This is a genomic window from Acidovorax sp. FHTAMBA, assembly GCF_038958875.1.
Taxonomy (GTDB): Bacteria; Pseudomonadota; Gammaproteobacteria; order Burkholderiales; family Burkholderiaceae_C; genus Acidovorax.
In genome coordinates this window covers 619,809-642,959 of the sequence record NZ_CP152407.1, presented here as the reverse complement: position 1 = coordinate 642,959, position 23,151 = coordinate 619,809, and the positions used below count along the sequence as shown (strand labels likewise).

Sequence of the window (23,151 nt, the reverse complement as noted above, 5' to 3'; positions counted from 1 at the left end):
GTGTTATTCGGGGGCGGGCCCAGCATTTTTGACGCTGCAACCCATCAGTTTTGTGACTGCCTCAATCGCCACAAGGCTGCAGGCAAAATTGCCGGCAGCCTTGCGCAGAGCGACGAGGGCAGCTCGTCTGCTTAGAAGCGGAAGTGGCTGAATGCCTTGTTGGCTTCGGCCATGCGGTGCACTTCGTCACGCTTCTTCATGGCACCACCACGGCCTTCGGTGGCTTCGAGCAGTTCGTTGGCCAGACGCTGGGCCATCGACTTTTCGCCACGCTTGCGGGCGGCTTCCTTGATCCAGCGCATCGACAGGGCCAGACGGCGGACAGGGCGCACTTCCACAGGCACCTGGTAGTTGGCACCACCGACGCGGCGGGACTTCACTTCGACCATGGGCTTCACGTTGTTGATGGCAACGGTGAAGGCTTCCAGAGGATCCTTGTCAGGGTGCTTCTTCTCGATCAGTTCCAGGGCACCGTAAATGATGCGCTCTGCAACTGCCTTTTTGCCGCCTTCCATGATCACGTTCATGAATTTGGACAGCTCGACATTGCCGAACTTGGGATCCGGCAGGATTTCACGTTTGGGGACTTCGCGACGACGTGGCATTTTTTCACCTCTATCTTTGCTTCAGTTGGCATCTTTTCAGACACCGCGAGAGCCAATTCAGAACTCTCACTTACTCGACCCGCGCAGAACACCTGCGTTTGGGGTCACTACGCTGCATCACCGCGCCACGCGGGAAACAGCACCGAAAATTTTGTGCAAAAGCGCAGGGCTTACTTGGCCTTGGGCTTCTTGGCACCGTACTTGGAGCGCGACTGCTTGCGGTCTTTCACGCCTTGCAGGTCGAGCGAACCGCGCACGATGTGGTAACGCACACCAGGCAAGTCCTTGACACGACCGCCGCGAACCAGCACCACGCTGTGTTCTTGCAGGTTGTGGCCTTCACCGCCGATGTAGGAGATGACCTCAAAACCGTTGGTCAGGCGCACCTTGGCGACCTTACGCAGAGCGGAGTTGGGCTTCTTGGGCGTCGTGGTGTACACACGGGTGCACACGCCACGGCGCTGTGGAGAGTTTTCCATCGCGGGGCTCTTGGACTTGGTCTTTTCGACCTCGCGCCCCTGACGGACCAGTTGATTGATGGTTGGCATGAAATACGTCCCTAAACGTGAATTTGCTTCGTGAAAGCGAAAACGTGAATCCCTTCGGAAATTCCGAAAAGCCTTCTAATGTAGCAGCAAGCCCCAAAACAGGCAAGCACCACGCGGCTTTCTCGCCGAACCCAGCCGCCTGGCGCGTCGTCCCACCATTGCTGCAAGAGCACAGCCGATGCCAGCGACCGCCGCGCAAGGGCCGCCCCAGCTGCGCAGCGTCGTTTCACTTGCGGGCGCTGGCGGCGCAGCCGCTCAAGGGGGTTGTGTCCTATTTAATCCACAACCGGATCGCGTCCCACGCGCGACCCAGGATGCCGGCCTGCTCGACACCTTCCAGCGAGACCAGCGGAACCTCGGCCACGGGCTGGTCGCCCAGCAGCACCTTCAGCGTGCCGATGGACTGACCCTTGGTGAAGGGTGCCACCAAGGGGTCAGGGCGCGCGATCTGGGTGGTGAGCTTGCCCGCGCTGCCCGCAGGCACGGCCACGACAATCGCTTCTTCACGGCCAATCTTGAGTGTGCTGGCCGTGCCCTTCCACAGCGCGGGCGTGGCCACAGGCTGCCCCACATCGAACAATTTGACGGCTTCGTACGCGGTGTAACCCCAGTTCAGCAGTTTCTGGCTTTCATTGGCGCGCGCGTTTTCACTGGCAGTGCCCAGCACGATGGACAGCAGGCGGCGCTGGCCCACGCCCGGAAACTCCCGCTTGGACGTGGCCACCAGGCAGTAGCCCGCAGCAGCCGTGTGGCCGGTCTTGAGGCCGTCCACGGTGGGGTCGCGGAACAGCAGCGAATTGCGGTTGCTGCCGTTGGAGGGCGGGGTGCCCGGATAGCTGTATTGCTTGGTGGAGTAGTAATGCATGTACTCCGGAAAATCCTTCATCAGCCGCACCGCCAGCACACTCAGATCGCGTGCGGTGGTCAGATGGCCGGGTTCCGTGAGGCCTTCGGGGTTCTTGTAGCTGGTTCCCGTCATGCCCAGGGCCTTGGCCTGATCGTTCATGAGCTTGACGAAATTCTCGTAGGTGCCGCCCACACCCTCGGCCAGCGCCACGGTGGCGTCGTTGCCGGACTGCACGATCATGCCTTTGATGAGGTCTTCGACCGGCACCTGCATCTTGGGGTCGATGAACATGCGCGATCCGGGCATCTTCCAGGCACGCACGCTCACGGGCAGCTTCTGGTCCAGCGAAATCTTCTTGCTCCGCAGTGCGTCGAACACCAGGTAGCCCGTCATGAGCTTGGTCAGCGAGGCCTGTTCCACCGGCGCATCGATGTCCTTGGCGGCGAGCACCTGGTTGGCGGTGACGTCCACCAGCATGTACGTGCGTGCGGCAATTTCAGGAGGCTGGGGGGCCTGGGCATGGGCACCAAAGGCGGCAGGGGCCACCGCAGCAAAGACGGCCAGAGATCGCAACGCAGACAGGATTCGTTTCATGGGGCAAGAAGGGGCTGGAGAGGCTCGAGGTAGGGGTTGGAGAGAAAGACGCGCAGGAGATGACGACACCGGCCAGGCCGGCCGGGCCGCCCGCTCAGGCGCCCGATTGGAGGTGGCGGACCACCAGATTTTTCAGAAGCGGCAATTGTCCGTGAAAGAAATGACCGCCTGCGGGGATGACTGTGACAGGCAGTATCTGGGGGCGGGCCCAGTCCATCACCGCTGCCAGGGGCACCGTGTCGTCGTGCTCGCCGTGCACCACCAGCGTTCGCAGGTGGGCGTCCGGCGGCACGGGCGCCACGGTGAACCGGCTGGCCGCAGTGCCGATGAGCACCGCCTGGTCCACACGCCCTTCCGGCCAGAGGGCTGCCAGCGCATGGCTGGTGACAAATGCGCCAAACGAGAAACCCGCCAGTGCAATGCGCTGCCCCTGGGCCGCGGGCGCCACCTGCTCCACCACGGCCAGCATGTCCTGCAACTCGCCCTGGCCGTCGTCGTGCACGCCTTCGGTACCGCCGACACCCCGGAAATTGAAGCGCACAGCCGTCCAGCCGCACTGCACAAACGCACGCGCCAGCGTCTGCACCACCTTGTTGTCCAGCGTGCCGCCAAACAGCGGGTGGGGATGGGCAATGACCGCCACCCCCCGGGGGGCCGCGCCATCGGCCAGCAGGGGGGCGTCACGCACCGCCTCGATGGCGCCTGCGGGGCCGGACAGGGTCAGGCGTTCGGTCTGTGCATTCACGGGTTTACTACCAAATCAATAGCTGCTCGCGCTTGATGGATAAGCGCCAACGGCCAAAAACACCAAAAATTTGCGGAACGGAGGATGGAGGCGCGTTCAGCGGCCAAGTTCCGCTGGCGTGACCAGGCGCTCCACCACCTGGCCGTTCTTGAGGTGCGATTCGACAATCTCGTCGATGTCGGCGGCATCCACATAGGTGTACCAGGTGCCCTCGGGGTAGACCACGGCCACCGGTCCCGCTGCGCAGCGGTCCAGGCAGCCCGCCTTGTTCACCCGCACCTTGCCAGCGCCCGCCAGGCCTGCGGCCTTGACCTGCGCCTTGCAGCGGTCGAAACCCGCCTGGGCGTTGTGGTGGGCACAGCTGTCTTCACCGTTGGTGCGCTCGTTCAGGCAGAAAAAAATGTGGCGCTGGTAGTAGCCGGGCACTGCGGCCGGTGCGGATGTGGTGTCGCTCATCCGGGCATTTTAGTTTTTCGGGGAGCGTGGCCCCTGCCGATGCAACCCGCCCGGGTTCAGTGCCTTTCGCGGCGCGACACGCGCAGCAGCACATACAGCAGCGCAGCGTAGGGCCACAGCCATCCCAGCCACTGGCCCAGCCCGTAAAAGCGGATGAACCGGCCCTGCTCCCAGATCTGCAGCGTCTGGGCAAAGTACGCGCTGGTGGGCGCCTGGTTGAGCAAGGCCAGGTGCCAGGCCAGCGTGAGCAGCAGCAAGGCCGCGCACGCGCGCCGCGGCAGCCCAAGCAACAGCGCCGCCAGCGCCATGGCGCCCCACATGCCGACGCGTGCCGGCTGGCCCATCCATTCCCAGGCGTGCACGGGCCCCCAGCTCAAGGCCGCCGACAACGCCGTGAGCGTGACCCCCACCGCCACCACCGCCAGCGCAAACAGGGCCCGCCGCCCCGCCGACCGGATCACGCAGTAGCCCAGCAGGCACGGCGCCAGCAGGCCCAGGGTGACGCACAGCAGCTCTGCAGTGGGTGACAGCGGGTCGAGCGCCGCCTCGCGCACCGGCAGCCAGGCCAGAAACGGTGTGTCGGCCAGCAACTCGGTCAACGCCGCCTCCAGCCGCTCCAGCACCTGCCCCAGTCCGAACGGCACAGCCGCCGGAAACAGCAGCGCCACCGGCCACAACGCCAGCAGCACGATGGCACCGCTCGCGTCGGCCACAAACCAGCGGCCCTTGAAATCGCTCCACCGGTCGATGGCGCCCAGGCGCTCCAGCAACGCCGCACTCAACCCGCCCGCCAGCGCGCCCGCAGCGTTGAGCAGCAGGTCCAGGTTGGAGGGCACACGGCGGGGCAGGTAAATCTGCAGGAACTCCATGGCCAGCGACAGCAGCACGCCCGCCAGCGTGGCCAGCGGCACCACGCCCCGCGTCCAGCCCGAGCGCAGCATGGCCAGCACCAGCAAAAACCCGAGCGGCGCATACCCCACCATGTTGGTGGTGACGTCAAAACCCGTCCAGTACGGTGGCGGCAGCGGTGCCAGCAAAAACACCAGCGGGTTGATCCCCTGGGCGCGCCAGCCGTCAAACGGGAACAGGCTGGCAAAGACGATCAGCGCCGTGTAGATCAGCGCCAGGGGCCAGGCGGAGGTCTTGTGCATGCGCCGTGTGCGGCTGCGTCAGAAGGGCTTGACGACCACCAGCACCACCGCCACCAACAGCAGCAGCACGGGCACTTCGTTGAACCAGCGGAACCACACATGGCTCCTGCGGCTGGTGCCGTCGGCCAGCTTGCGCAGCACCACGCTGCAGGCGTGGTGGTACCCGATCACCAGCACCACCACCGCCAGCTTGGCGTGCATCCAGCCATTGCCCGCGCCACGGCCAATGCCGTAACCCAGCCACAGCCACAGGCCCAGGGCCAGCGCGGGCACGGCCAGCAAGGTGGTAAAGCGCAGCAGCTTGCGCGCCATCAGCAGCAGGCGGTCGCGCTCGGCGGCCGAGCCGGGCGCCACCATCGCCAGATTGACGAAGATGCGCGGCAGATAGAACAGGCCGGCAAACCAGCTGGCCACGAAGACGATGTGAAAGGCTTTGACCCAGAGCATGCGGGCAGTTTAAGTGCGCATGCGGGGGCGTTTCGGCGATTCCAAAAAAAAGCCCGGCAATTGCGCCGGGCCCTTAAAGCCTGTTGTGCATCGCTGCAATCCAGGCCCCCGCTCAGGGAGGAAAAGCGGGGGGCAGCAAGCTGCCCGGCGCCAATTTAGCACCGGGGCTGGGCGGGTACAAGGGACATTTCCGGGCGCTGACGCGTGCGCCCGCCGGGGTACGCCGCACGGCGGCACAAGGGGATAATCTTCGGCATGCATCTCCAAAGCCCCGCCCCCTTCCCCCAGAACCGCCCGCGCCGCCTGCGCCGCGATGCCTTCACCCGCCGCCTGGTGCGCGAAAACGTGGTCACCGCCGACGACCTGATCTACCCCGTGTTCGTGCACGAGGGCACGAACCGCAGCGAAGCCGTGACTTCCATGCCCGGCGTGGACCGCCTGAGCCTGGACCTGCTGCTGCCCGTGGCCGAAGACTGCGCGCGCCTGGGTATCCCGGTGCTGGCGCTGTTCCCGGCGATTGACCCCTCGCTCAAGACGCCCGACGGCAAGGAGGCCCTGAACCCCGACGGCCTGATCCCGCGCGTGGTGCGCGCCCTCAAGAAGGAATTCCCGCAGCTTGGCGTGATGACCGACGTGGCGCTGGACCCCTACACCAGCCACGGCCAGGACGGCGTGCTGGACGACACCGGCTACATCATCAACGACGAGACGGTGGAGATCCTCACCGGCCAGGCGCTCACGCATGCCGAGGCGGGCGTGGACATCGTCGCCCCCAGCGACATGATGGACGGCCGCATTGGCGCCATCCGCGAGGCGCTGGAGGTGCAGGGCCACATCCACACGCGCATCATGGCCTACAGCGCCAAGTACGCCAGCGCCTTCTACGGCCCCTTCCGCGATGCGGTGGGCACCCGCGGCGCCCTGGGCAAGGCCGACAAGAACGTCTACCAGATGGACCCCGGCAACAGCGACGAGGCCCTGCGCGAGGTGGCCATCGACATCGCCGAAGGCGCCGACATGGTGATGGTCAAGCCCGGCATGCCCTACCTGGACATCGTGCGCCGCGTGAAGGACGAGTTCAAGGTGCCTACCTTCGCCTACCAGGTGAGCGGCGAGTACGCCATGATCAAGGCCGCCGCCGCCAATGGCTGGCTGGACCACGACGCCGTGATGATGGAAAGCCTGCTGGCCTTCAAGCGCGCCGGCGCCGATGGCGTGCTGACCTACTTCGCACGCGACGTGGCACGATTGCTCCGAAAATAAGAGCTACTAGCGCTTGATGGGCAAGCGCTGGAGGCACTTTTTATTCAAAACCGGGGTTGCATGCGCATCTTCCACATCCACAGCGGCGGCGTGCACGAGCTGGCCGCGCTGCCCACGCAGATGCCCACGCAGGGCTTTGTCTGGATCGCCTGCGCGCGCCCGGCCTTCCAGGCGCGGCTGGCCGAGATCCAGGCCAGCCTGCAGACCCTGGTGGGGCTGCAGCTGGTGGACCTGCACGTGTCCGACCTGCTCAACGCCCAGCTGCCCTCGCACTACGACTACACCTCGCAGTACGACCTGCTGGTGTTCCGCCGCCTGGCCACCCTGAATGGCGACGCCGCCGAGCCGCCCCGGCCCCCGGACGCACCGGCTGCACCCACCGGCAGCAGCCCGCCCAAACGCTCGGGCCCGCCCGTGCTGCGGCGCATCGACACCAGCCCGGTGGGTTTTGCGGTGTTCGACCAGCTGCTGCTGACCGTGCACCCGGCCGACTGCGCGGTGCGCGACGCCTACGCGGCCCGCCTGCTGGCCTCGCTGCCCGCCAGCACCAGCGAAGGGCGCAGCAGCCCCATGCCTGGCGCCCGCGTGCCCACCAGCCCGGCCGACCTGATGCTGCGCGTGGTCAACCAGATGGTCGATGGCTACCTGGACCTGCGCCGCGAGCTCACGCGCCAGCTCGACCACTGGCAAAACGAGCTGCTCAAACCCCGTGCGCGCTACGTGAACTGGACTTCGCTGCTCGAAGCACGCCTGTCGCTGCACATGCTCGACGAGATCTGCGAAGACCAGCGCACCGCCGTGCAGGACTGGATCGACGCGCTGGAAACCTGGCCCCTGCCCGAGACGCCCACCGGCCTGCGCGAGCTGGACCTGCTCAAGGTGCGCAGCCGCGACGTGCTCGAGCACATCGAGCGCGTGGTGCACCACGTGCGGCGGCTTGAGCAAAGCACCGAAACCGCCGTGCAGATGCACTTCAGCGTGCAGAGCAACCGCACCAACGACATCATGCGCACGCTCACCGCGCTCACTGCCGTGTTCCTGCCGCTGAACCTGATTGCGGGCATCTTCGGCATGAACTTCGAGTTCCTGCCGCTGATCCACAAGGCCGACGGCTTCTGGTGGGCGCTGGGCGCGATGGCGTTCATCGCACTGGGGCTGGTGGCGCTGTTCTGGCGCAAGCAATACCTCTCACGAACCCGGCGGTAATTCCTACCCCTGCCCCGCACCGCCGGGGGCAGCATCGCATCTGCACACACCACGGAGTGCATTGATGCGCCCACCCGCCGCCGAACCTTCAGCCACCTTTCACCCCGCCTCTTCCGATGCGGGAGCCCCGCTGTTCATCGGCACCGCCGGCTGGAGCCTGCCGCGCGCCAGCCAGTATCGCTTTGCGGCCGACCCCGCGCTCCCGCACCTCACGCGCTATGCGCAGCAGCTCCCGGCGACGGAGATCAACTCCTCGTTCTACCGGCCGCACCCGCGCAGCACCTACGCGCGCTGGGCTGCGGCCACGCCAGCAGGGTTCCGGTTTTGCGTCAAGCTGCCGCGCAGCATCACGCACGACGCGCGGCTCAAGGACTCCACCGCCCTGCTGCAGACATTCTTGGAGCAAGCCATCGGCCTGGGCGACCGCCTGGGCTGCCTGCTGGTGCAGCTGCCGCCCAGCCTGGTGCTGGATGCGCCAGTGGCCAACATCTTCTTTGCGAGCCTGCGGCGCCTGCTGCCGGGCGGTGTCGGCCTGGCCGTGGAGCCGCGCCATGCGAGCTGGTTCACCCCCGAGGCCGACGCGCTGCTGGCGCACTGGCAGGCCGCACGCGTGCTGGCCGACCCGGTGCTGCACGATGCCGGGCGCGCACCGGGCGGGTGGCCCGCTCTGGTGTACTGCCGGCTGCACGGCTCGCCGCGCACCTACTACTCGGCCTATGACGCGGGCCTGATCGATGCGCTGGCCACGCGCCTGAAAGCGGCCACGCAGGAGTCCCCGCTAGAGGCCGCCAGCGTGTGGTGCATCTTCGACAACACGGCCAGCGGAGCCGCTACCGAGAACGCGCTGGACCTGCAGGCGCGGCTGCGCAGCCTCTGACCCAACGATCAGCGAATAGCAATCAGCGCGCCGGCGCTGGTGTGCCGAACAGCCCGGCCCCGTTGTCCCACGCCACCTTGCGCGCCACGTCGGCGGGCAGGCCGCCCAGCCACTGGCGGTAGCCCTGCATCAGGCTCTCGTAATACTGCCAGCGCTGGTTGACCCAGGTGTCCGATCCGATCACAAACCGCGTGGGGTACTTGAGCAGCAGCGCGCGCCAGGCGGGGCACAGCTGGTTGTCGTCGCACACCAGGCCCGGGCGGTACGAGAGCTCGCCCACCAGGCCGGGGTAGCGCGCCAGCAGCGCATCCACCCGCTCCACCGGCGCGCCGCCGATGCCGGTATGCGCCCAGATCAGTCGCACCTTCTGCCCCTTGGAGGGCGTGTGGGCCATCAGCAGATCGATCGCCGCATCGTCCACATGCGCCAGCACCACCAGATCGCGCTGCTCGGCCAGCGCCATCAGCTTTTTCGCCACCGGGCCGTTGGCGTTGGCACTGTCGTACAGGTGGAATTCGCCAATGCCGCGGTAAGGGCCCGCGCCCGTGCCGCGCGCCAGTTCGGCCAGCACCATGTCGTAAATCGTTTCGTCGGCAAACCAGCCGGTGTAGTCGGCCCGGTTGCGGTACAGCCGCACAAAGGGCACCACGGTGACACCCGCCTCGCGCGTCTCGCGCAGGCCCGCCAGGGTGAGCGAGCCGGTATTGGGCCGCGAATTGGCCACGATGGCGCGCACCCCGCTGGCCTTCATGCGCGCCAGCACATCCGCAGGCGGATGCGGGCCCGCTTTGCCATCCCACGCCTCCTCGTTGTAGTGCAGGTGGGCGTCGAACAGCGGGCCAGCGTAGTCGGCGGCACGCACCGGCGCCGCCGCACCGGCCATAACTATCAAAATAATAGCTGCCAGCGCTTGCTGCATAAGCGCTGAAAGCCTAAAAGACATAAAACCCCGCACGCACGTCAGTCCCGCCATGGCAACCTCCCGACACGATCAATCCATCGCACTCCCCTGAAGCCTCCACGGGGCACATCCACGCCATTGCCCCCGTGCAAGGGCCGCCCCGCCGCACTGGGGGCGTCCCCCGCAGGGGGAAGGCGCCGTAGGCGACTCAGGGGGAGCCATCAAGCCAGATGTTTGTGGAAGAAGGCCAGCGTGCGGTCCCGCGCCGCCATGGCAGCGGTCTCGTCGTAGCTGCCGCGCTGGTCGCAGTTGAAGCCGTGGTCAGCCGCATAGACGTGCACTTCCACCCCGGGGTGGGCGCGCGAAAACGCCTGCACGCCGTCGAGCGGGATCCAGTGGTCACGCTCGCCAAAATGCGCCAGCACGGGCACGCGGGGCTGGCGGGCGATTTCTTCGGGGGTGGTCACGCCGCCGCCGTAGTAGGGCACGGCAGCCGACAGCCCCTGCAGTTCGCAGGCCGCGCGCCAGGTCAGCAGGCCGCCCCAGCAGAATCCCACAATGCCCACCTTGCGGCCGCTTTGCTCTGCGGCGTGGTCGATGGCGGCCTGGATGTCGGGCATCACGCCCGGCGCGGGCAGCGCCTCCACCGCAGCCTTCAGGCCCATGCCCGCCTGCATGTCGTCAGCGGTATAGCCCAGTTCGACCCCCGGTTTCACCCGGTGGAAGGTCGAGGGCGCCACCGCCAGGTAGCCGCGGGCGGCAAAGCGGTCGGCGATCGCACGGATGTGCGAATTGACCCCGAAGATCTCCTGCAGCACGACCACCGCGCCACGGGGGGCGACATCCGGCCGCGCCACCCAGGCCGGAAACACAAATCCGTCACCGGACGTCAGATCGACAAACTGTCCCATGCTGCAATCTCCTTGAGTTAAAAGCCAACGATGCGTTGCGCCGCGCACCCGACCGCCGCGCAGCGCAAAGAACCTGTTCCAATGCGCCATTCTTGCAGGAGACCACGCTTTCATGGACAAGATCGTGTTAATCACCGGCGCCAGCCGAGGCATTGGCGCCGCCACCGCCCAACTGGCCGCGCGCCAGGGCTGGGCGGTGGCCGTGAACTACCAGGGCAACGAGGCCGCTGCCGATGCCGTGGTGCAGCAGATCCGCACCGCTGGCGGCACCGCGCTGGCCGTGCAGGCCGATGTGGCCGACGAGGCCCAGGTGCTGGCCATGTTTGCCACCGTGGATACACAACTCGGGCGCATCACCGCCCTGGTGAACAACGCGGGCGTGGTGGACACCACCCAGCGGGTGGACGCAATGAGCGTGGCGCGCCTGCGCCGCATGTTCGATGTCAACGTGATCGGCAGCTTTGTCTGCGCCCGCGAGGCCGTGCGCCGCATGAGCACAAAACATGGCGGCCAGGGTGGCACCATCGTCAACGTCTCCAGCGCCGCCGCGCGGCTGGGCGCGGCCCACCAGTATGTGGACTACGCAGCGGCCAAGGGCGCCATCGACACCTTCACCATGGGCCTGGCGCGCGAGGTGGCCGCCGAAGGCATCCGCGTGAACGCCGTGCGCCCGGGCCTGATCGAGACCGACATCCACGCCAGCGGCGGCCTGCCCGACCGCGTGCGCGACCTGGCCCACCAGGTGCCGATGCAGCGCGGCGGCACGGCTGAAGAGGTGGCCGAGGCCATCGTGTGGCTGATGTCGGATGCGTCGCCCTACACCACCATGTCGTTCCTCGAAGTCTCTGGAGGCAGGTAGATGAGACACCCCCTGAGTCGCTTCGCGCCTTCCCCCTCTCTCGCTTCGCTACGCAAAGCGGGAGGGGGACGCCCCCAGCGCACACAAGCAAAGCGCCGCATACGCGGCTTCGGCGGCCCTTGCGCGGGGCACTGGCTTCGACAGCGCCAAGTTGAAAATCTGTGGGCGACAAGCTGCACAACGGAAAACTGATATGGATCTCAAACCTCTCATCACCCTGCTGGCCATCGTGAACCCGCTGGCCATCGTGCCGTTTTTCATCCACTACACGCAGGGGTTTTCGTACCCTCAGCGGCGACGCACCATCCAGGTGGCCAGCTTCAGCGTGTTCTGTGTGATTGCGGCCTGTGCGCTGCTGGGCCTGCAGATCCTGGATTTTTTCAACATCTCGCTGCAAAGCTTTCAGGTGGGCGGCGGCATGCTGCTGCTCATCAGCGCGATGAACATGCTCAACGCCCAGCCCGCCGAGGCCAAGCCCAGCACCAACGAGTTTGAAGAAGGGGCAGAGAAAGCCGCCGCAGGCAGCAGCATTGCCGTGGTGCCGCTCACCATCCCGCTGCTCACCGGCCCGGCCAGCATGTCCACCGTGGTGATCTACGCTGACCGCGCACAGGGCGTGTGGCAGACGCTGGCGCTGGTGGGCTACGGCGTGGTCATCGCGCTGGCCACCGCCGTGTGTTTTGCCCTGGCCGACCCGATTGCGCGCGTGCTGGGCAAGACCGGCATCAACGTGATGACCCGGCTCATGGGCCTGATCCTGGCCGCGCTGGCGGTAGAGGTGATGGCGGATGGGCTGGGCAAGCTGTTCCCCATCCTGATCGCGCGCTGAAAATGAGCCACCCCCTGAGTCGCCTGCGGCGCCATCCCCCCGAGGGGGGACGACGCCCTCACTGCGCGGCGGCCCTTGCCTGCGCCGCGCCAGTGGCGTGGTCTGCGCGGAGTGCGCAGCACCGGGGATGATTGAGGCATGTCCGCCAAACTCCTTCTGCTCGAAGACGACCCCGCCATCGCCCGCACAGTGGCCTACGCGCTGCAGCGCGACGGCCTGGCCGTGACGCACAGCCTGCTGGTACACGACGCGCGCCAGCAACTGCAAAGCACACGTTTTGACCTGCTGGTGCTGGACGTGGGCCTGCCCGATGGCAGCGGGCTGGATCTGCTGCGCGATGTGCGCAATGCTGCGCCCACCGCTGCGCTGCCCGTGCTGATGCTCAGCGCCCACGGCGAAGAGATCGACCGCGTGCTGGGCCTGGAGCTGGGCGCCGATGACTACCTGACCAAACCCTTCAGCCCGCGCGAGCTGGCGGCACGCGTGAAGGCGCTGCTGCGGCGGGCGGGCAACGGCCACGCGGCCACGCCCGCCACCCCGCTCTTTCACGACGACGAGGCCGGGCAGCGCATCAGCCTGCGCGGCCAGGCCCTGCCGCTGACCCGGCGCGAATACCACCTGCTGTCCCACCTCCTGCGTGGCGCAGGCCGCATCCACTCACGCGACGCCCTGCTGGCCGCTGCCTGGGGCGACGACAGCGAAAGCACCGACCGCACGGTGGACACCCACATCAAGACCCTGCGCGCCAAGCTGCGCGAGCTGGACCCTGCGCGCGAATACATCAGCACGCACCGGGGCATGGGTTACTGCCTGGACATCTGAAGCCAAATTGGCTGCTGGCGCTTGGCGGCCTCAATTCTGAAGTGCAACACCGAGAATTGAGGCCAAGATGTCAAAGAAGAATTACCAGCAGTTGAGCCAGAGCGAACGCCATGCGATCGCCCTTGGACTGCAGCAAAAGCAAAGTCTCAGCGCCATAGCCCGAGCCTTGGGGCGAAGCAAAAGCACCATCAGCCGAGAGTGCCAACGCAATGCGGGCGGCAAGGGCTACAACTCCAAGTTCGCCCAGCAACGCAGTGACAAGCGCAGGTGCTTTGCCCGCCCCCAGCCCAAACTTCACCGTGATGGACCTTTGTTCAAGATCGTTGGCGACTACTTGCGCCAGCACTGGTCTCCCCAGCAAATCGCTGGACAGTTAAAGAAACTGCACCCCGACAACAAGCGCAATCAAGTGTCACACGAGAGCATCTACACCTGCATCTATGCCCAGCCTCGGGGAGAGCTCAAAAAGGAGTTGGTGTCCTGTCTGCGCATGGCCCGCGCCAAGCGCTGGCCCCGCTCCAAAGGCGAGGACCGGCGTGGACAAATCACCGATCTGCTGAGCATCCATGTGCGCCCGCCTGAGATTGAAGATCGCCAGTTGCCCGGGCACTGGGAGGGAGACCTCATCAAGGGTAAAGGCAATGCGAGTGCCATTGGCACGCTGGTCGAGCGCACCACACGCCTTGTGGTACTGGTCAAGCTGCCGCACCCCAACCCGGCTACCGCAGCGCATGTCCTGCAGGCCTTCAGTGACAAGCTCAACTCCATTGCCCAGCCCATGCGTCAGAGCCTGACGTACGACAGGGGCCGGGAGATGGCAGAGCACCAGCAGCTCACGCGCAACACCGGTATGAAGGTGTACTTCTGCGATCCCTACAGCCCCTGGCAGAGAGGCTCCAACGAGAACACCAATGGATTGCTGCGTCAGTACTTCCCCAAAGGCACGGATCTCAGTGGCTACACCCAGGAGCAGCTTGATGCGGTGGCCGATGAACTCAATGGCCGCCCCAGGATGACTTTGGGCTGGAGCAAGCCTATTGAGGTGTATGCCGAGCATTTGGCTCGCTTGGCACAACAGCCCGATTCAGTCCATTAACTTTTAATGTTGCACTTGGACTTGAAACCGCCCCCATCTGAAAAGCGCTGGCAGCTATTGTTTTTGAAGTAACGCACCATGCGCCTCGGCATCCGCCTGCTGTTTGCCTTCTTCCTTATCAACGGCATCGCCGCGTTTTTTGTGCTGCGCGTTTTCATGGCCGAGATCAAGCCCAGCGTGCGCGAGGTGATGGAGGACATGATGGTGGACACGGCCAACATCCTGGCCGAGCTGGCCAGCGAAGACCTGGCCGCCGGGCGGTTGGCCGCGGGGGCTGACAACAGCAGCACCAGTCCGTTTGCGCAGCATGTGCGCCGCTACGCCACGCGGCCCATCGATGCAGCGATCTGGGGATTCTCCAAGCAGTCACTGGACTACCGCATCTATGTGACCGACACCACGGGGCGTGTGTTGTTCGACTCGGAGAACCGCGCCATCGGCGCCGACTACTCGCAGTGGCGCGACGTGGCGCGCACGCTGCGCGGCGAGTACGGCGCGCGCTCCACGCGCGAGGTGGAAGGCGACGACACCAGCGGCGTGATGCATGTGGCGGCGCCCATCTACGTGAAAGAACAGATTGCAGGCGTGCTGACGGTGGCCAAACCCACCCGCACCGTGCAGCGCTTCATCGACCGTGCCGAGCGCAAGGTGTTCATGGGCGGGCTGTTGCTGCTGGCGCTCTCGGCCGCCGTGGGCGTGGCGGTGACGCTGTGGATGGTGTGGAACGTGCGCCGCCTGCGCGACTATGCCTTGAGCGTGCAGGGCCCGGCGGATGGCGAGCACCACGACCCCGGTACACCACCCACCACCGCCCTGGCCGTGCCCGAGGTGCCCGGCGAGCTGGGCGACCTGGCCCGCGCCATGGACCGCATGCGCGCGCGGCTGGAGGGGCGCGACTACATCGAGGGCTATGTGCGCGCCCTCACGCACGAACTCAAAAGCCCCGTGGCCGCCATCCGGGGCGCGGGCGAGCTGCTGCAGGACGAGCTGCCCGCCGCCGACCGCGCCGGGTTTGCAACCCAGGTGGTACAGCAAAGCGAGCGCCTGCAGCGCATCATCGACCGGCTGCTGGAGCTGTCCAAGCTGGAGCAGCGCCAGCACGCCGAAGGCCGCGTGCCCGTGGCGCTGCACGACTGCGCCGAGGCCGCCGTGGCCCAGACCCGCGCCCGTGCGGGGCAGCGCGGCATCAGCCTGGTGCTGGAAGGGCACGGCACCAGCGGCCCGTGGGAGGCCGAGCTGGTGACGCTGGCGCTGACCAACCTGCTGGACAACGCGATCGACTTTGCGCCCGCAGGCAGCACGGTGCGGGTGGAACTGGCGGGCAGCACCGTGGCCGTGCAGGACAGCGGCCCCGGCGTGCCCGACTACGCGCTGCCGCGCCTGGGCGAACGCTTTTTCACCACAGCCCGGCCGGGCGGCGAGCGCAGCGGGTCGGGCCTGGGGCTGGCCATCGTCCGGCGGGTGATGGCGCTGCATGGGGGGCAGATGGTGGTGCGCAACACGGCTCCGGGCTTGCGGGTGGGCCTGGAGTTTTCCCACCCCTGAAGGCGCAACGCCTGCTCGCCCAGCACGGTGCCAGCCACTTCACACTGGCCTCACAAACTTCATGGCGCCCTCACAACGCGCCACCACACTGCCTCCACAACATCACCTGTGGAGGATCTCTTGCTCAAACACCCCCTGTTCACCAAGCTGGCCGCGCTGGCTGCCATCACCGTGTTGCTGCTCTTTGGCCTGGGGCTGGTCGAAGACGTGGTGCGGGACCGGCAGCGCTACCGCAGCCTCACCGCGCAGAGCGTGGCCGACAGCCTGGCCGGGCCGCAGACCCTGATGGGCCCCATGATCCACAGCGCCTGCGTGGAAAGCTGGGATGAGGAAGTCGGCAAGGGCGATGAGCGCCGCATGGTTGAAAAACGCCGCGAGTTCATCCTGACCGCCATGCCCGAGCAGCTCAGGCTGACCACCGGCGCCGCGATGGAAGAACGGGCGCGCGGCCTGCACAAGGTCAACACCTACAAGCTCAAGTCGCACATCACGGCGCAGTGGGGTTCCCTGGCCAGCCTGCTGCCCCGCAGCACCCTGAAAAATTCGCGCATGCACTGCGGCGCACCCCTCTTGATGATGGCCGTGGGCGACGCCCGGGGCATTCGCACGGCGCAGCTTGTGCTGGGCGATCAGGCCCTGCCGCTGAAGCCCGGCACGTTTCACCCCACGTACAGCCGCGGCCTGCATGCAGCGTTGCCAGAGTCGGTGCGCGGCAAGGCCGATGGCCTGACTGCCACCCTCGACCTGGAGCTGGTGGGCACCGAGCGGCTGTCCATCGTGCCGCTGGGCGGCAACACCGAGGTGCTGATGACCAGCAGCTGGCCCCACCCGTCGTTTGCCGGGCGGTTTCTGCCCTCCGAGCGCGAGGTCAGCCCCGAAGGTTTTTCCGCGCGGTGGCACCTGTCGTCGCTGGCCACCACAGCGCAGGCAGACATCGCGAACGGCAGCCGTATCTGCGCTGGGGGGTACGACGATGCCAGCACCCAGGGCGAATATGCCCCTGGAGGTACCACGCCACGCGACTGCGCCGACAGCTTCAGCGTGGCGTTTGTAGACCCCGTGAACCCCTACACCCTGAGCGACCGGGCCACCAAATACGGCGTGCTTTTCATCGCCCTCACCTTTGTGGCCGTGGGCCTGTTCGAGCTGATGCAGAAGCTGCGCGTGCACCCCGTGCAGTACCTGCTGGTGGGCAGCGCCCTGTGCAGCTTCTTCCTGCTGCTGGTGAGCCTGTCGGAGCACCTGCCGTTCGGCATCTCGTACGCCGTGGCCGCCAGCGCCTGCGTGCTGCTGCTGGCCTATTACGCCAGCCACATGCTGGGCGGGCTCAGGCGCGGGGTGCCGCTGGGGGCGGGCATCGCGGTGCTGTATGGCCTGCTGTACGTGCTGCTGCAGCTGGAACAGACGGCGCTGGTGGTGGGCTCGATTGCGCTGTTCCTGGTGCTGGCCGCCGTGATGGTGCTGACGCGCAAGGTGAACTGGTATGGGCTGTCGAAGAGCCCACGCGCCGCCACGGCGCAGGCGGTTGCCGCATGAGCCCGCAGACCACCACGCGCACGCCCTGGGCCGCGCACCTGGCCCACAACAGTGCGGGCCTCACCACAACACCCCCGCCCGGCCTCACGCCTACCGAGGCGGCGCGTGTGCAGCGCCACCGCGACCAGCTGCTGGCCGCCCTGCGGGCCCGCGACCGGGTGGCACTGGGCTGCGCCAAGCAGCAGGTGCTGGAGGCGGCGTTCTGCCCGCGCAATGAATGCCGCCCCGCCACCGCACCGGATTCGCCCGCCCTGCGCCGGGCGCTGCGGGAGCTGTGCTGGTGCATGGCCGCCCTGGTGCTGCCACGCGGCCCGGGGCACTGAAACTTTGCCGATTCAATGCAAAAAGTGGCCTCAGCGCTTACCAGTCAAGCGCCAACAGCTATCAAAAAAGAAGCATCGCTAAAAGGTGGCAGCCCGCCTACACCACCACCGTGCGGTTGCGGCCGTCGCGTTTGGCGGTGTAGAGCGCGTCGTCCAGCGCGCGCAGGGTCTGGTCCAGCGGGAGCAGCGGGTCGAAGTTCGACAGCCCCATGCTCACCGTCATCACCCGCGGTGGCTCCACACCCGGCAGGGCGCGTTCGGCCAGTGCCGCGTGCACCCGCTGCGCCACGGCCTGGGCCTGCTCGACACGCGTGGCGGGCAGCATGGCCAGAAACTCCTCCCCTCCCCAGCGGCTCACCACATCACCCGCGCGGAAAACCTCGCGGCACAGTGCCGCAAAAAGCTGCAGCGCCCGGTCGCCCACATGGTGGCCGTAGAGGTCGTTGACCTGCTTGAAGTGGTCGATGTCCATCATGAGCAGGCAGGCGGGTTCGCAGTCGCGCTGCAGCAGCGCCAGCTCCTGCCGCAGGCGTTCGGTGAACGAGCGGCGATTGGCCAGGCCCGTGAGCACGTCCGTATGGGCCAGCACCGACATCTGGTGGCGTGCCTCTTCCAGATCGGCCAGCATCTGGCCCTGGAGATCGTTGGCGCGCTTGAGCTCCAGCAGTCGGATCACCTGCCGCGCCAAAGCGCCCAGCATGTCCTCTGACTGCGGCGAAAGCGCGCGCGGCTGGTGGTCGAGCACGCACAGGGTGCCCAGTGCAAACCCATCGGGCGTGACCAGCGGAGCGCCGGCGTAGAACCGCAGCGGGTTCTCCTGGGTCACGATGTGAAAGTGGGCAAACCGCGCATCCTGCGCCAGATCGGGAACGATGAACACGCCAGGCTGGCGCACGGCATACCGGCACACCGACTGGTCGAGCGGGGTTTCCTCCACCGCCAGCCCGACCGAGGCCTTGAACCACTGGCGGTGGCTGTCGAGCAGGCTGATCAGCGCCACCGGAGCCTGGCAGATGTGCGCGGCGATGCGGGCCAGATCGTCGTAGGCGGGCTCCATCGGCGTGTCGAGAATGCCGTAGCGCTGCAACGCCTGCAGACGCGCGGATTCGTCGTTCGGAACCCATTGAAAACCGGTTTCTGCCATGGAGCCAAGCGGCAATGCCGTCCACGCTGCCTAGAGACCTGGCAGCATGCCATAGCTACGCCAGCACTGCACGGGTACAACCACGGTGCTGCTGTGCCACGACCGCCGACCGTGGCGCAACGGCAGGAGAGGCGGCGGCGGTGGGCTTTCAGGCCATGGCCGGGCTCGGCCGGGGCTCCTCCTGCACATCGGAGCAGGTCGATCCGCCGCAGCCCTGGATCAGTTCGCCCGGCAGGGCGTGCGGCGCATGCACAACCCCCGAGACTGGATCGAACCCCACGCGGCGCAGGTGCAGTGCCAATGCTGCGTCCATGCTCTGCGCGTGCTGCGGAAACCACAGGGCCAGTTCGCTGGCCATCACCCGCAAGACTTTCTGATCGCCCTGGGCAGCGCGTGCCGCGCCTTCACGCATGACCTGAAGCACCACCTGGTGCTGCAGGCTGTGGCAGTTGCCAGACGCAAACCGGGTAGACGCCATCCACGCGTCTTCCTGCGCAAAATGATGGTGGGTGTGTTCCACCAGCAACTGCCAGGCGTCCTGCAGCTGGGCATCGTCTGCCGCGTCCACCGCCGCCAGGAGTTCAACAAACTCGCGGTGGGTGTCGTCCATCAGTGGAAGGTTCAGGGCCAGCGCGTCCGACCAAGCGAGTTGTGCCATGGGAATCCCTTTGCAGCGGAGATAAAAAGGGTGCGAGCTTAGGCCGCTGGGCGACAGCGGGTGTTGACGCATGTCAGCGGGGCGTCAAGTGGCAGGCGGCGACCACCGCCCCAGCAAAAAACCCCGCACAAGGCGGGGTTTGGAGGAGTCACGGCATGGCGAGGCTTACCCAGGCACCCCAGGCACTACCACGCCGAAGCGTGATCAGCTCTTGTTGTACATGCGCTTCATGTCGTCCACGCACTTGGATTTGGCATCGCCGGACATTGCGTCGCAACGCTCCTTGGCAGCCTTGTAGTTGGCGTCATTCTTTTCAGCGTTGGCATCCTTGCGGGCTTCAGCAACAGCGGCGTTCTTTTCGGCGGCGCTGTCAGCGGGCTTGGCCTGCACTGCGGCGACCTTGGCGTCCTCCTTGGCCTTCACCTGGGCGGCCTTGGCGTCCTTCTCGCACACGTCCTTCTCATTGCCCTTCAGGTCGTCGCACTTTTCCTTGGCGACGTCGTAGGCAGCATCAGCGCGTGCTTCGGCGACTTTCTGGGTGTTCTTGGCGCTAGGCTTGTACTGGGCTTCGAGCTCGGCCTTGGCCACCTTTTCCTTGCCCTTGGCCTCCTTCTGGCAGATGTCCTTGGCGTTGGCCGTCAGGGCATCACATTTGTCCTTGTCGGCCTTGTAGGTAGCTTCGATGGTGTCCTTGGCGGTCTTGTGCTCTTCCTTGGTCATGGCAAAAGCCGAGGTGGCCAGCAGGCCGGCAGCGACGGAAGCAATCAGGGTGCGTGCGAATTTCATGGTTTTCTCCTCAAATCTGGTTGTCAGGTCTTGGTAGCAATAACTGGAGTTCTTTGGGTGCGGCGGCTTGCCATGGCGGCTTGGCGCCGCACCCTCGCAGCGCGTTGGCTGTCAGTCGTTGAAGCGGAAGTCGGGGTGGCGGTCCTGCCAGTCCTTGAGCTGCTTTTCCGCCGCATCGCGGGCCAGGCCCTGGCGTTCCTGCAGCTTGCCCAGGAACTGCTCGCGCTTGCCATCGATGACATCAAAGTCATCGTTGGTCAGCTTGCCCCACTGTTCGATCATCTTGCCTTTGAACTGCTTCCAGTTGCCCTTCACGGTGTCTTCATTCATGGTGTCATCCTCGAAAAATTTCGCGTCCGCCATCCACTCGGAATGCGTGGAACATTTGCTGGATGCGATGGAATGAACTGTAGAAATGAATCCTCGCGCCCCCCGTAGTCCGGGCCACGCAGCACGCGTCAGCACAGGCCTACGGCATTGACGGATTCCACCCCCCGGCGCTGTAGCGCATCAGCGCACGCCCCTTGTGCACACGTGCTTTGGTGGCTGCAGCGCCACGCAAACCAGTACAAAGTGTTGCACTTCCCTCGCAGTGTCCGGCTCACCAACCGGTTGCACCCCAGATGTTCTCGCACAACGACCAGTAGCGGTGTGGCAATCGTCATTGCCCGAGGGCTCTACCGCGGCGATTTGGAACGGCAACACGGGCGACCTGGCACTCTCGTCCCACGGCAACTCGCTGTTCATCTGCATCGCTGTCTCCGGCAACGCGGTGTTCCTCTCGGGCGACTCGGCCCTGCAGTACCAGATCGGCACCAACGAGGCCGTGGCCATCCATGGCGTGAAGAGCAATGTATGCGGCCCCAGCGCCATGCGGGGCGGGGAGCTCTTCAATAATGGCGGCATGACCAGTTCTTCGAACCCCTCCAGGCGTCCGCGCGTCGTCATCATTGGCTGTGGCTTTGGCGGGCTGGAGGCCGCCCGGGCGCTGCGCGGCGCGGCGATGGACGTCACCCTGGTGGACAGGACGAACCACCATCTGTTTCAGCCACTGCTTTACCAGGTGGCGACGGCGGGCCTGTCGGCCCCCGCGATTGCAGCGCCCATCCGCCATCTGTTTCGCGGCCAACCCAATGCCACCACCTTGCTGGGCGAGGTCGCGCACATCGACGTGGCAGCCCGCGCCGTGCATCTCCAGGACGGGCTGCACCTGCCCTACGACCACCTCATCGTGGCGGCGGGCGCCACGCACAGCTACTTTGGCCGGGATGACTGGGCGCCGCACGCACCGGGCCTCAAGACGCTGGACGACGCGTTCGAGATCCGCCGCCGCATCCTGCTGGCCTTCGAGGCGGCCGAGAAAGAGCCCGACCCGGCCCGCCGCGCCGACTGGCTCAACTTTGTGGTGGTGGGTGGCGGGCCCACCGGCGTGGAGATGGCCGGCACGCTGGCCGAGATCGCCCGGCACACGCTGCCCGGCGAGTTTCGCCACATCGACCCGGCCGCTGCCCGCATCATCCTGCTCGAAGGCGGGGCACGCGTGCTGCAGGCCATGCCCGAGACGCTGAGCGAACGCGCCCGGGAGCAGCTCGAAAAGCTGGGCGTGGAGGTGCGCCTGAACGCCCGCGTCACGGCCATTGACGGCGATGGACTTTTGGTCGAATCGCCTTCCAGCGCAATCCCATCAAGCGCCAGCAGCTATCAAATTAAAAGCAAATGCATGGTCTGGGCTGCCGGTGTAGCCGCCTCGGCGCTGGGCCGCCAGCTGGGCGCTGCCACCGGGTGCACCACCGACCGGGCGGGCCGCGTGCTGGTGGCGCCGGACCTGACGCTGCCCGGCCACCCCGAGATCAGCGTCATCGGCGACCTGGCCGCCGCGCACAGCCACGCGCCCGGGCAAGCGCCCACGCCCGTCCCCGGTGTATCGCCCGCTGCCAAGCAGATGGGGCGCGCTGCGGCCGCCAACATCCTGCGCCGCCTGGCGGGCCAGCCCACCGAGCCGTTCCGCTACCGCGACTATGGCAACCTGGCCACCATCGGGCGCAATTCGGCCGTGGTGGACCTCACATCACCCGCGGGGCCGGTGCGGTTCTCGGGCTATTTCGCCTGGCTTTTCTGGCTGTTTGCGCACGTGTACTTCCTGATCGGCTTTCGCAACCGTCTGGTGGTGCTGATGGACTGGGCCTGGGCGTACTGGAGCTTTGCGCGCTATGCGCGCGTGGTGACGGGAATCGTCGAGCCGGTTGGCAGGGCGGCGCAGCCGGGCGCTCCGCACGGCAGCCCGTTCAAGGCCGAAGCACGGGACTAACGCCCGAGCTGCTCCACCCATTGCGCCACCTGCAGCGCGGCCTGGTTCGACGCATCGGCCAGCGCCGCCACGCCACCGGCGGCATCGGCGCTGCGTGCGGCTGCACGCACGGTGAACACCTGATGCCCGCGCAGCGACTCGCCGGCCCGCGTCACATCGAACAGCGTGGCGCGCAGGCGCACCACCCCGGCACTTTCAGTGGCGCTGGAGAAGATGTGGCTGAACTCCTCCAGCTCCACCCTGAGCAACGTGGGCAAGCGCCCGCCCTGTGCGGCATCGCGGGCCTGGGCGGCCGCGTCTTCGGCCTTGAGGATGGCGCGCCGCTGGCCCAGCTGTTCGCGCAGGCGCTGCTGCACCAGCTGCGCAGGCGGCTGGCTCCAGCGCGCCAGGCTGTAGGGGCGCAGCTGCTGCGCCTGGGCATGGGCCAGGCGGTAGAGCACGGCGTTGCTGCCGTCGGGCAGGCCGGGGGCGTCCAGGTCGGCCAGCGCCAGGGGTGGCAGCGGGGCCAGGCGCTCGGCGGGCGCATCGGCCACGGGGCTCGGGCCCAGGTCGTACTGCACGGGCCGCGAGGGCGGGCTGGGCAGCGCCGAGCAGCCTGCCAGCACCAGTGCCAGCACCACAAAAATTGAACCAAAAGTGGCTCTGGCGCTTGATGGATAAGCGCGAACAGCTATGTTTTTCATAGTATTTTGCA

25 protein-coding genes are annotated in these 23,151 nt (G+C 66.6%); 11 read left to right on the top strand and 14 right to left on the bottom strand.

Features of this window, described 5'->3' with window-relative positions:
* Nucleotides 1–131: 131 nt before the first annotated feature.
* The 7 genes from rpsG to AAFF19_RS02925 all read right to left on the bottom strand — a co-directional run bounded on the left by rpsG (nt 132) and on the right by AAFF19_RS02925 (nt 5,393).
* Nucleotides 132–605: a 30S ribosomal protein S7 gene (rpsG, locus tag AAFF19_RS02955; protein ID WP_005798541.1), complete on the bottom strand. Its 474-nt coding sequence runs from the start codon at nt 603–605 to the stop codon at nt 132–134.
* Between the two features lie 170 nt (nt 606–775).
* Nucleotides 776–1,153, bottom strand: a complete 378-nt coding sequence (gene rpsL, locus AAFF19_RS02950) for a 30S ribosomal protein S12 (protein WP_008905797.1) — start codon at nt 1,151–1,153, stop codon at nt 776–778.
* A 271-nt stretch (nt 1,154–1,424) separates the two neighbouring features.
* The gene (locus tag AAFF19_RS02945; RefSeq protein ID WP_342721290.1) at nt 1,425–2,594 is read right to left on the bottom strand and encodes a D-alanyl-D-alanine carboxypeptidase family protein; all 1,170 of its coding nucleotides are present in this window, start codon (nt 2,592–2,594) and stop codon (nt 1,425–1,427) included.
* Nucleotides 2,595–2,688: 94 nt separating this feature from the next.
* The gene (locus AAFF19_RS02940) at nt 2,689–3,339 is read right to left on the bottom strand and encodes an alpha/beta fold hydrolase (protein ID WP_342721289.1); all 651 of its coding nucleotides are present in this window, start codon (nt 3,337–3,339) and stop codon (nt 2,689–2,691) included.
* 96 nt (nt 3,340–3,435) lie between these two features.
* Nucleotides 3,436–3,795 (bottom strand): (2Fe-2S) ferredoxin domain-containing protein, encoded by a 360-nt coding sequence (locus AAFF19_RS02935; RefSeq protein ID WP_342721288.1) that lies wholly within the window; start codon nt 3,793–3,795, stop codon nt 3,436–3,438.
* A 56-nt stretch (nt 3,796–3,851) separates the two neighbouring features.
* The gene (locus AAFF19_RS02930) at nt 3,852–4,946 is read right to left on the bottom strand and encodes a VanZ family protein (RefSeq protein WP_342721287.1); all 1,095 of its coding nucleotides are present in this window, start codon (nt 4,944–4,946) and stop codon (nt 3,852–3,854) included.
* An 18-nt stretch (nt 4,947–4,964) separates the two neighbouring features.
* On the bottom strand, nt 4,965–5,393 hold the full coding sequence (locus AAFF19_RS02925) for a CopD family protein (RefSeq protein ID WP_342721286.1): 429 nt from the start codon (nt 5,391–5,393) through the stop codon (nt 4,965–4,967).
* 255 nt (nt 5,394–5,648) lie between these two features.
* Here AAFF19_RS02925 and hemB point away from each other — a divergent pair, with 255 nt between their 5' ends.
* The 3 genes from hemB (at nt 5,649) to AAFF19_RS02910 (ending at nt 8,739) form a co-directional block, all read left to right on the top strand.
* On the top strand, nt 5,649–6,656 hold the full coding sequence (gene hemB, locus AAFF19_RS02920; protein ID WP_008905803.1) for a porphobilinogen synthase: 1,008 nt from the start codon (nt 5,649–5,651) through the stop codon (nt 6,654–6,656).
* A gap of 60 nt (nt 6,657–6,716) precedes the next feature.
* Nucleotides 6,717–7,862 (top strand): magnesium transporter CorA family protein, encoded by a 1,146-nt coding sequence (locus AAFF19_RS02915; protein WP_342721285.1) that lies wholly within the window; start codon nt 6,717–6,719, stop codon nt 7,860–7,862.
* A 64-nt stretch (nt 7,863–7,926) separates the two neighbouring features.
* The gene (locus AAFF19_RS02910; RefSeq protein ID WP_342721284.1) at nt 7,927–8,739 is read left to right on the top strand and encodes a DUF72 domain-containing protein; all 813 of its coding nucleotides are present in this window, start codon (nt 7,927–7,929) and stop codon (nt 8,737–8,739) included.
* A 22-nt stretch (nt 8,740–8,761) separates the two neighbouring features.
* On the opposite strand, the gene AAFF19_RS02905 is transcribed toward AAFF19_RS02910, so the two are convergent.
* Entirely contained in the window at nt 8,762–9,658 is an 897-nt protein-coding gene (locus tag AAFF19_RS02905; protein ID WP_342721283.1) for an amidohydrolase, read from the bottom strand.
* Between the two features lie 203 nt (nt 9,659–9,861).
* Nucleotides 9,862–10,551: a dienelactone hydrolase family protein gene (locus tag AAFF19_RS02900; RefSeq protein WP_342721282.1), complete on the bottom strand. Its 690-nt coding sequence runs from the start codon at nt 10,549–10,551 to the stop codon at nt 9,862–9,864.
* A gap of 112 nt (nt 10,552–10,663) precedes the next feature.
* Here AAFF19_RS02900 and AAFF19_RS02895 point away from each other — a divergent pair, with 112 nt between their 5' ends.
* From AAFF19_RS02895 to AAFF19_RS02865, 7 genes are all read left to right on the top strand, one after another.
* A complete protein-coding gene (locus tag AAFF19_RS02895; protein WP_008905808.1) occupies nt 10,664–11,410 on the top strand; it encodes an SDR family oxidoreductase in 747 nt (248 codons plus the stop codon).
* Between the two features lie 193 nt (nt 11,411–11,603).
* Nucleotides 11,604–12,239 (top strand): MarC family protein, encoded by a 636-nt coding sequence (locus AAFF19_RS02890; protein WP_008905809.1) that lies wholly within the window; start codon nt 11,604–11,606, stop codon nt 12,237–12,239.
* Nucleotides 12,240–12,377: 138 nt separating this feature from the next.
* The gene (locus tag AAFF19_RS02885; protein WP_342721281.1) at nt 12,378–13,061 is read left to right on the top strand and encodes a winged helix-turn-helix domain-containing protein; all 684 of its coding nucleotides are present in this window, start codon (nt 12,378–12,380) and stop codon (nt 13,059–13,061) included.
* A gap of 67 nt (nt 13,062–13,128) precedes the next feature.
* Nucleotides 13,129–14,157 carry an IS30 family transposase gene (locus AAFF19_RS02880; RefSeq protein ID WP_182121165.1) on the top strand — a complete coding sequence of 343 codons (1,029 nt, stop codon included), beginning with the start codon at nt 13,129–13,131 and terminating at the stop codon, nt 14,155–14,157.
* Between the two features lie 78 nt (nt 14,158–14,235).
* Complete coding sequence (creC, locus tag AAFF19_RS02875; RefSeq protein ID WP_342721280.1) at nt 14,236–15,702, top strand: two-component system sensor histidine kinase CreC; 1,467 nt, start codon at nt 14,236–14,238, stop codon at nt 15,700–15,702.
* A 120-nt stretch (nt 15,703–15,822) separates the two neighbouring features.
* Complete coding sequence (gene creD, locus AAFF19_RS02870) at nt 15,823–17,238, top strand: cell envelope integrity protein CreD (protein WP_342721279.1); 1,416 nt, start codon at nt 15,823–15,825, stop codon at nt 17,236–17,238.
* Entirely contained in the window at nt 17,235–17,561 is a 327-nt protein-coding gene (locus tag AAFF19_RS02865; RefSeq protein WP_182120950.1) for a hypothetical protein, read from the top strand. Before creD ends, AAFF19_RS02865 begins: the two co-directional genes overlap by 4 nt.
* Nucleotides 17,562–17,658: 97 nt before the next feature.
* On the opposite strand, the gene AAFF19_RS02860 is transcribed toward AAFF19_RS02865, so the two are convergent.
* The 4 genes from AAFF19_RS02860 to AAFF19_RS02845 all read right to left on the bottom strand — a co-directional run bounded on the left by AAFF19_RS02860 (nt 17,659) and on the right by AAFF19_RS02845 (nt 20,479).
* Complete coding sequence (locus AAFF19_RS02860; protein ID WP_182120949.1) at nt 17,659–18,705, bottom strand: sensor domain-containing diguanylate cyclase; 1,047 nt, start codon at nt 18,703–18,705, stop codon at nt 17,659–17,661.
* A gap of 148 nt (nt 18,706–18,853) precedes the next feature.
* Nucleotides 18,854–19,363: a hemerythrin domain-containing protein gene (locus AAFF19_RS02855; RefSeq protein ID WP_182120948.1), complete on the bottom strand. Its 510-nt coding sequence runs from the start codon at nt 19,361–19,363 to the stop codon at nt 18,854–18,856.
* A gap of 204 nt (nt 19,364–19,567) precedes the next feature.
* Entirely contained in the window at nt 19,568–20,149 is a 582-nt protein-coding gene (locus AAFF19_RS02850; protein WP_182120947.1) for a hypothetical protein, read from the bottom strand.
* A gap of 111 nt (nt 20,150–20,260) precedes the next feature.
* The gene (locus AAFF19_RS02845) at nt 20,261–20,479 is read right to left on the bottom strand and encodes a CsbD family protein (protein WP_182120946.1); all 219 of its coding nucleotides are present in this window, start codon (nt 20,477–20,479) and stop codon (nt 20,261–20,263) included.
* A 574-nt stretch (nt 20,480–21,053) separates the two neighbouring features.
* Here AAFF19_RS02845 and AAFF19_RS02840 point away from each other — a divergent pair.
* Nucleotides 21,054–22,457: an NAD(P)/FAD-dependent oxidoreductase gene (locus AAFF19_RS02840; protein WP_342721822.1), complete on the top strand. Its 1,404-nt coding sequence runs from the start codon at nt 21,054–21,056 to the stop codon at nt 22,455–22,457.
* On the opposite strand, the gene AAFF19_RS02835 is transcribed toward AAFF19_RS02840, so the two are convergent.
* Entirely contained in the window at nt 22,454–23,140 is a 687-nt protein-coding gene (locus tag AAFF19_RS02835) for an ABC-type transport auxiliary lipoprotein family protein (RefSeq protein WP_342721278.1), read from the bottom strand. The two genes, AAFF19_RS02840 and AAFF19_RS02835, sit on opposite strands and share 4 nt — an antisense overlap.
* Between the last annotated feature and the right edge of the window lie 11 nt (nt 23,141–23,151).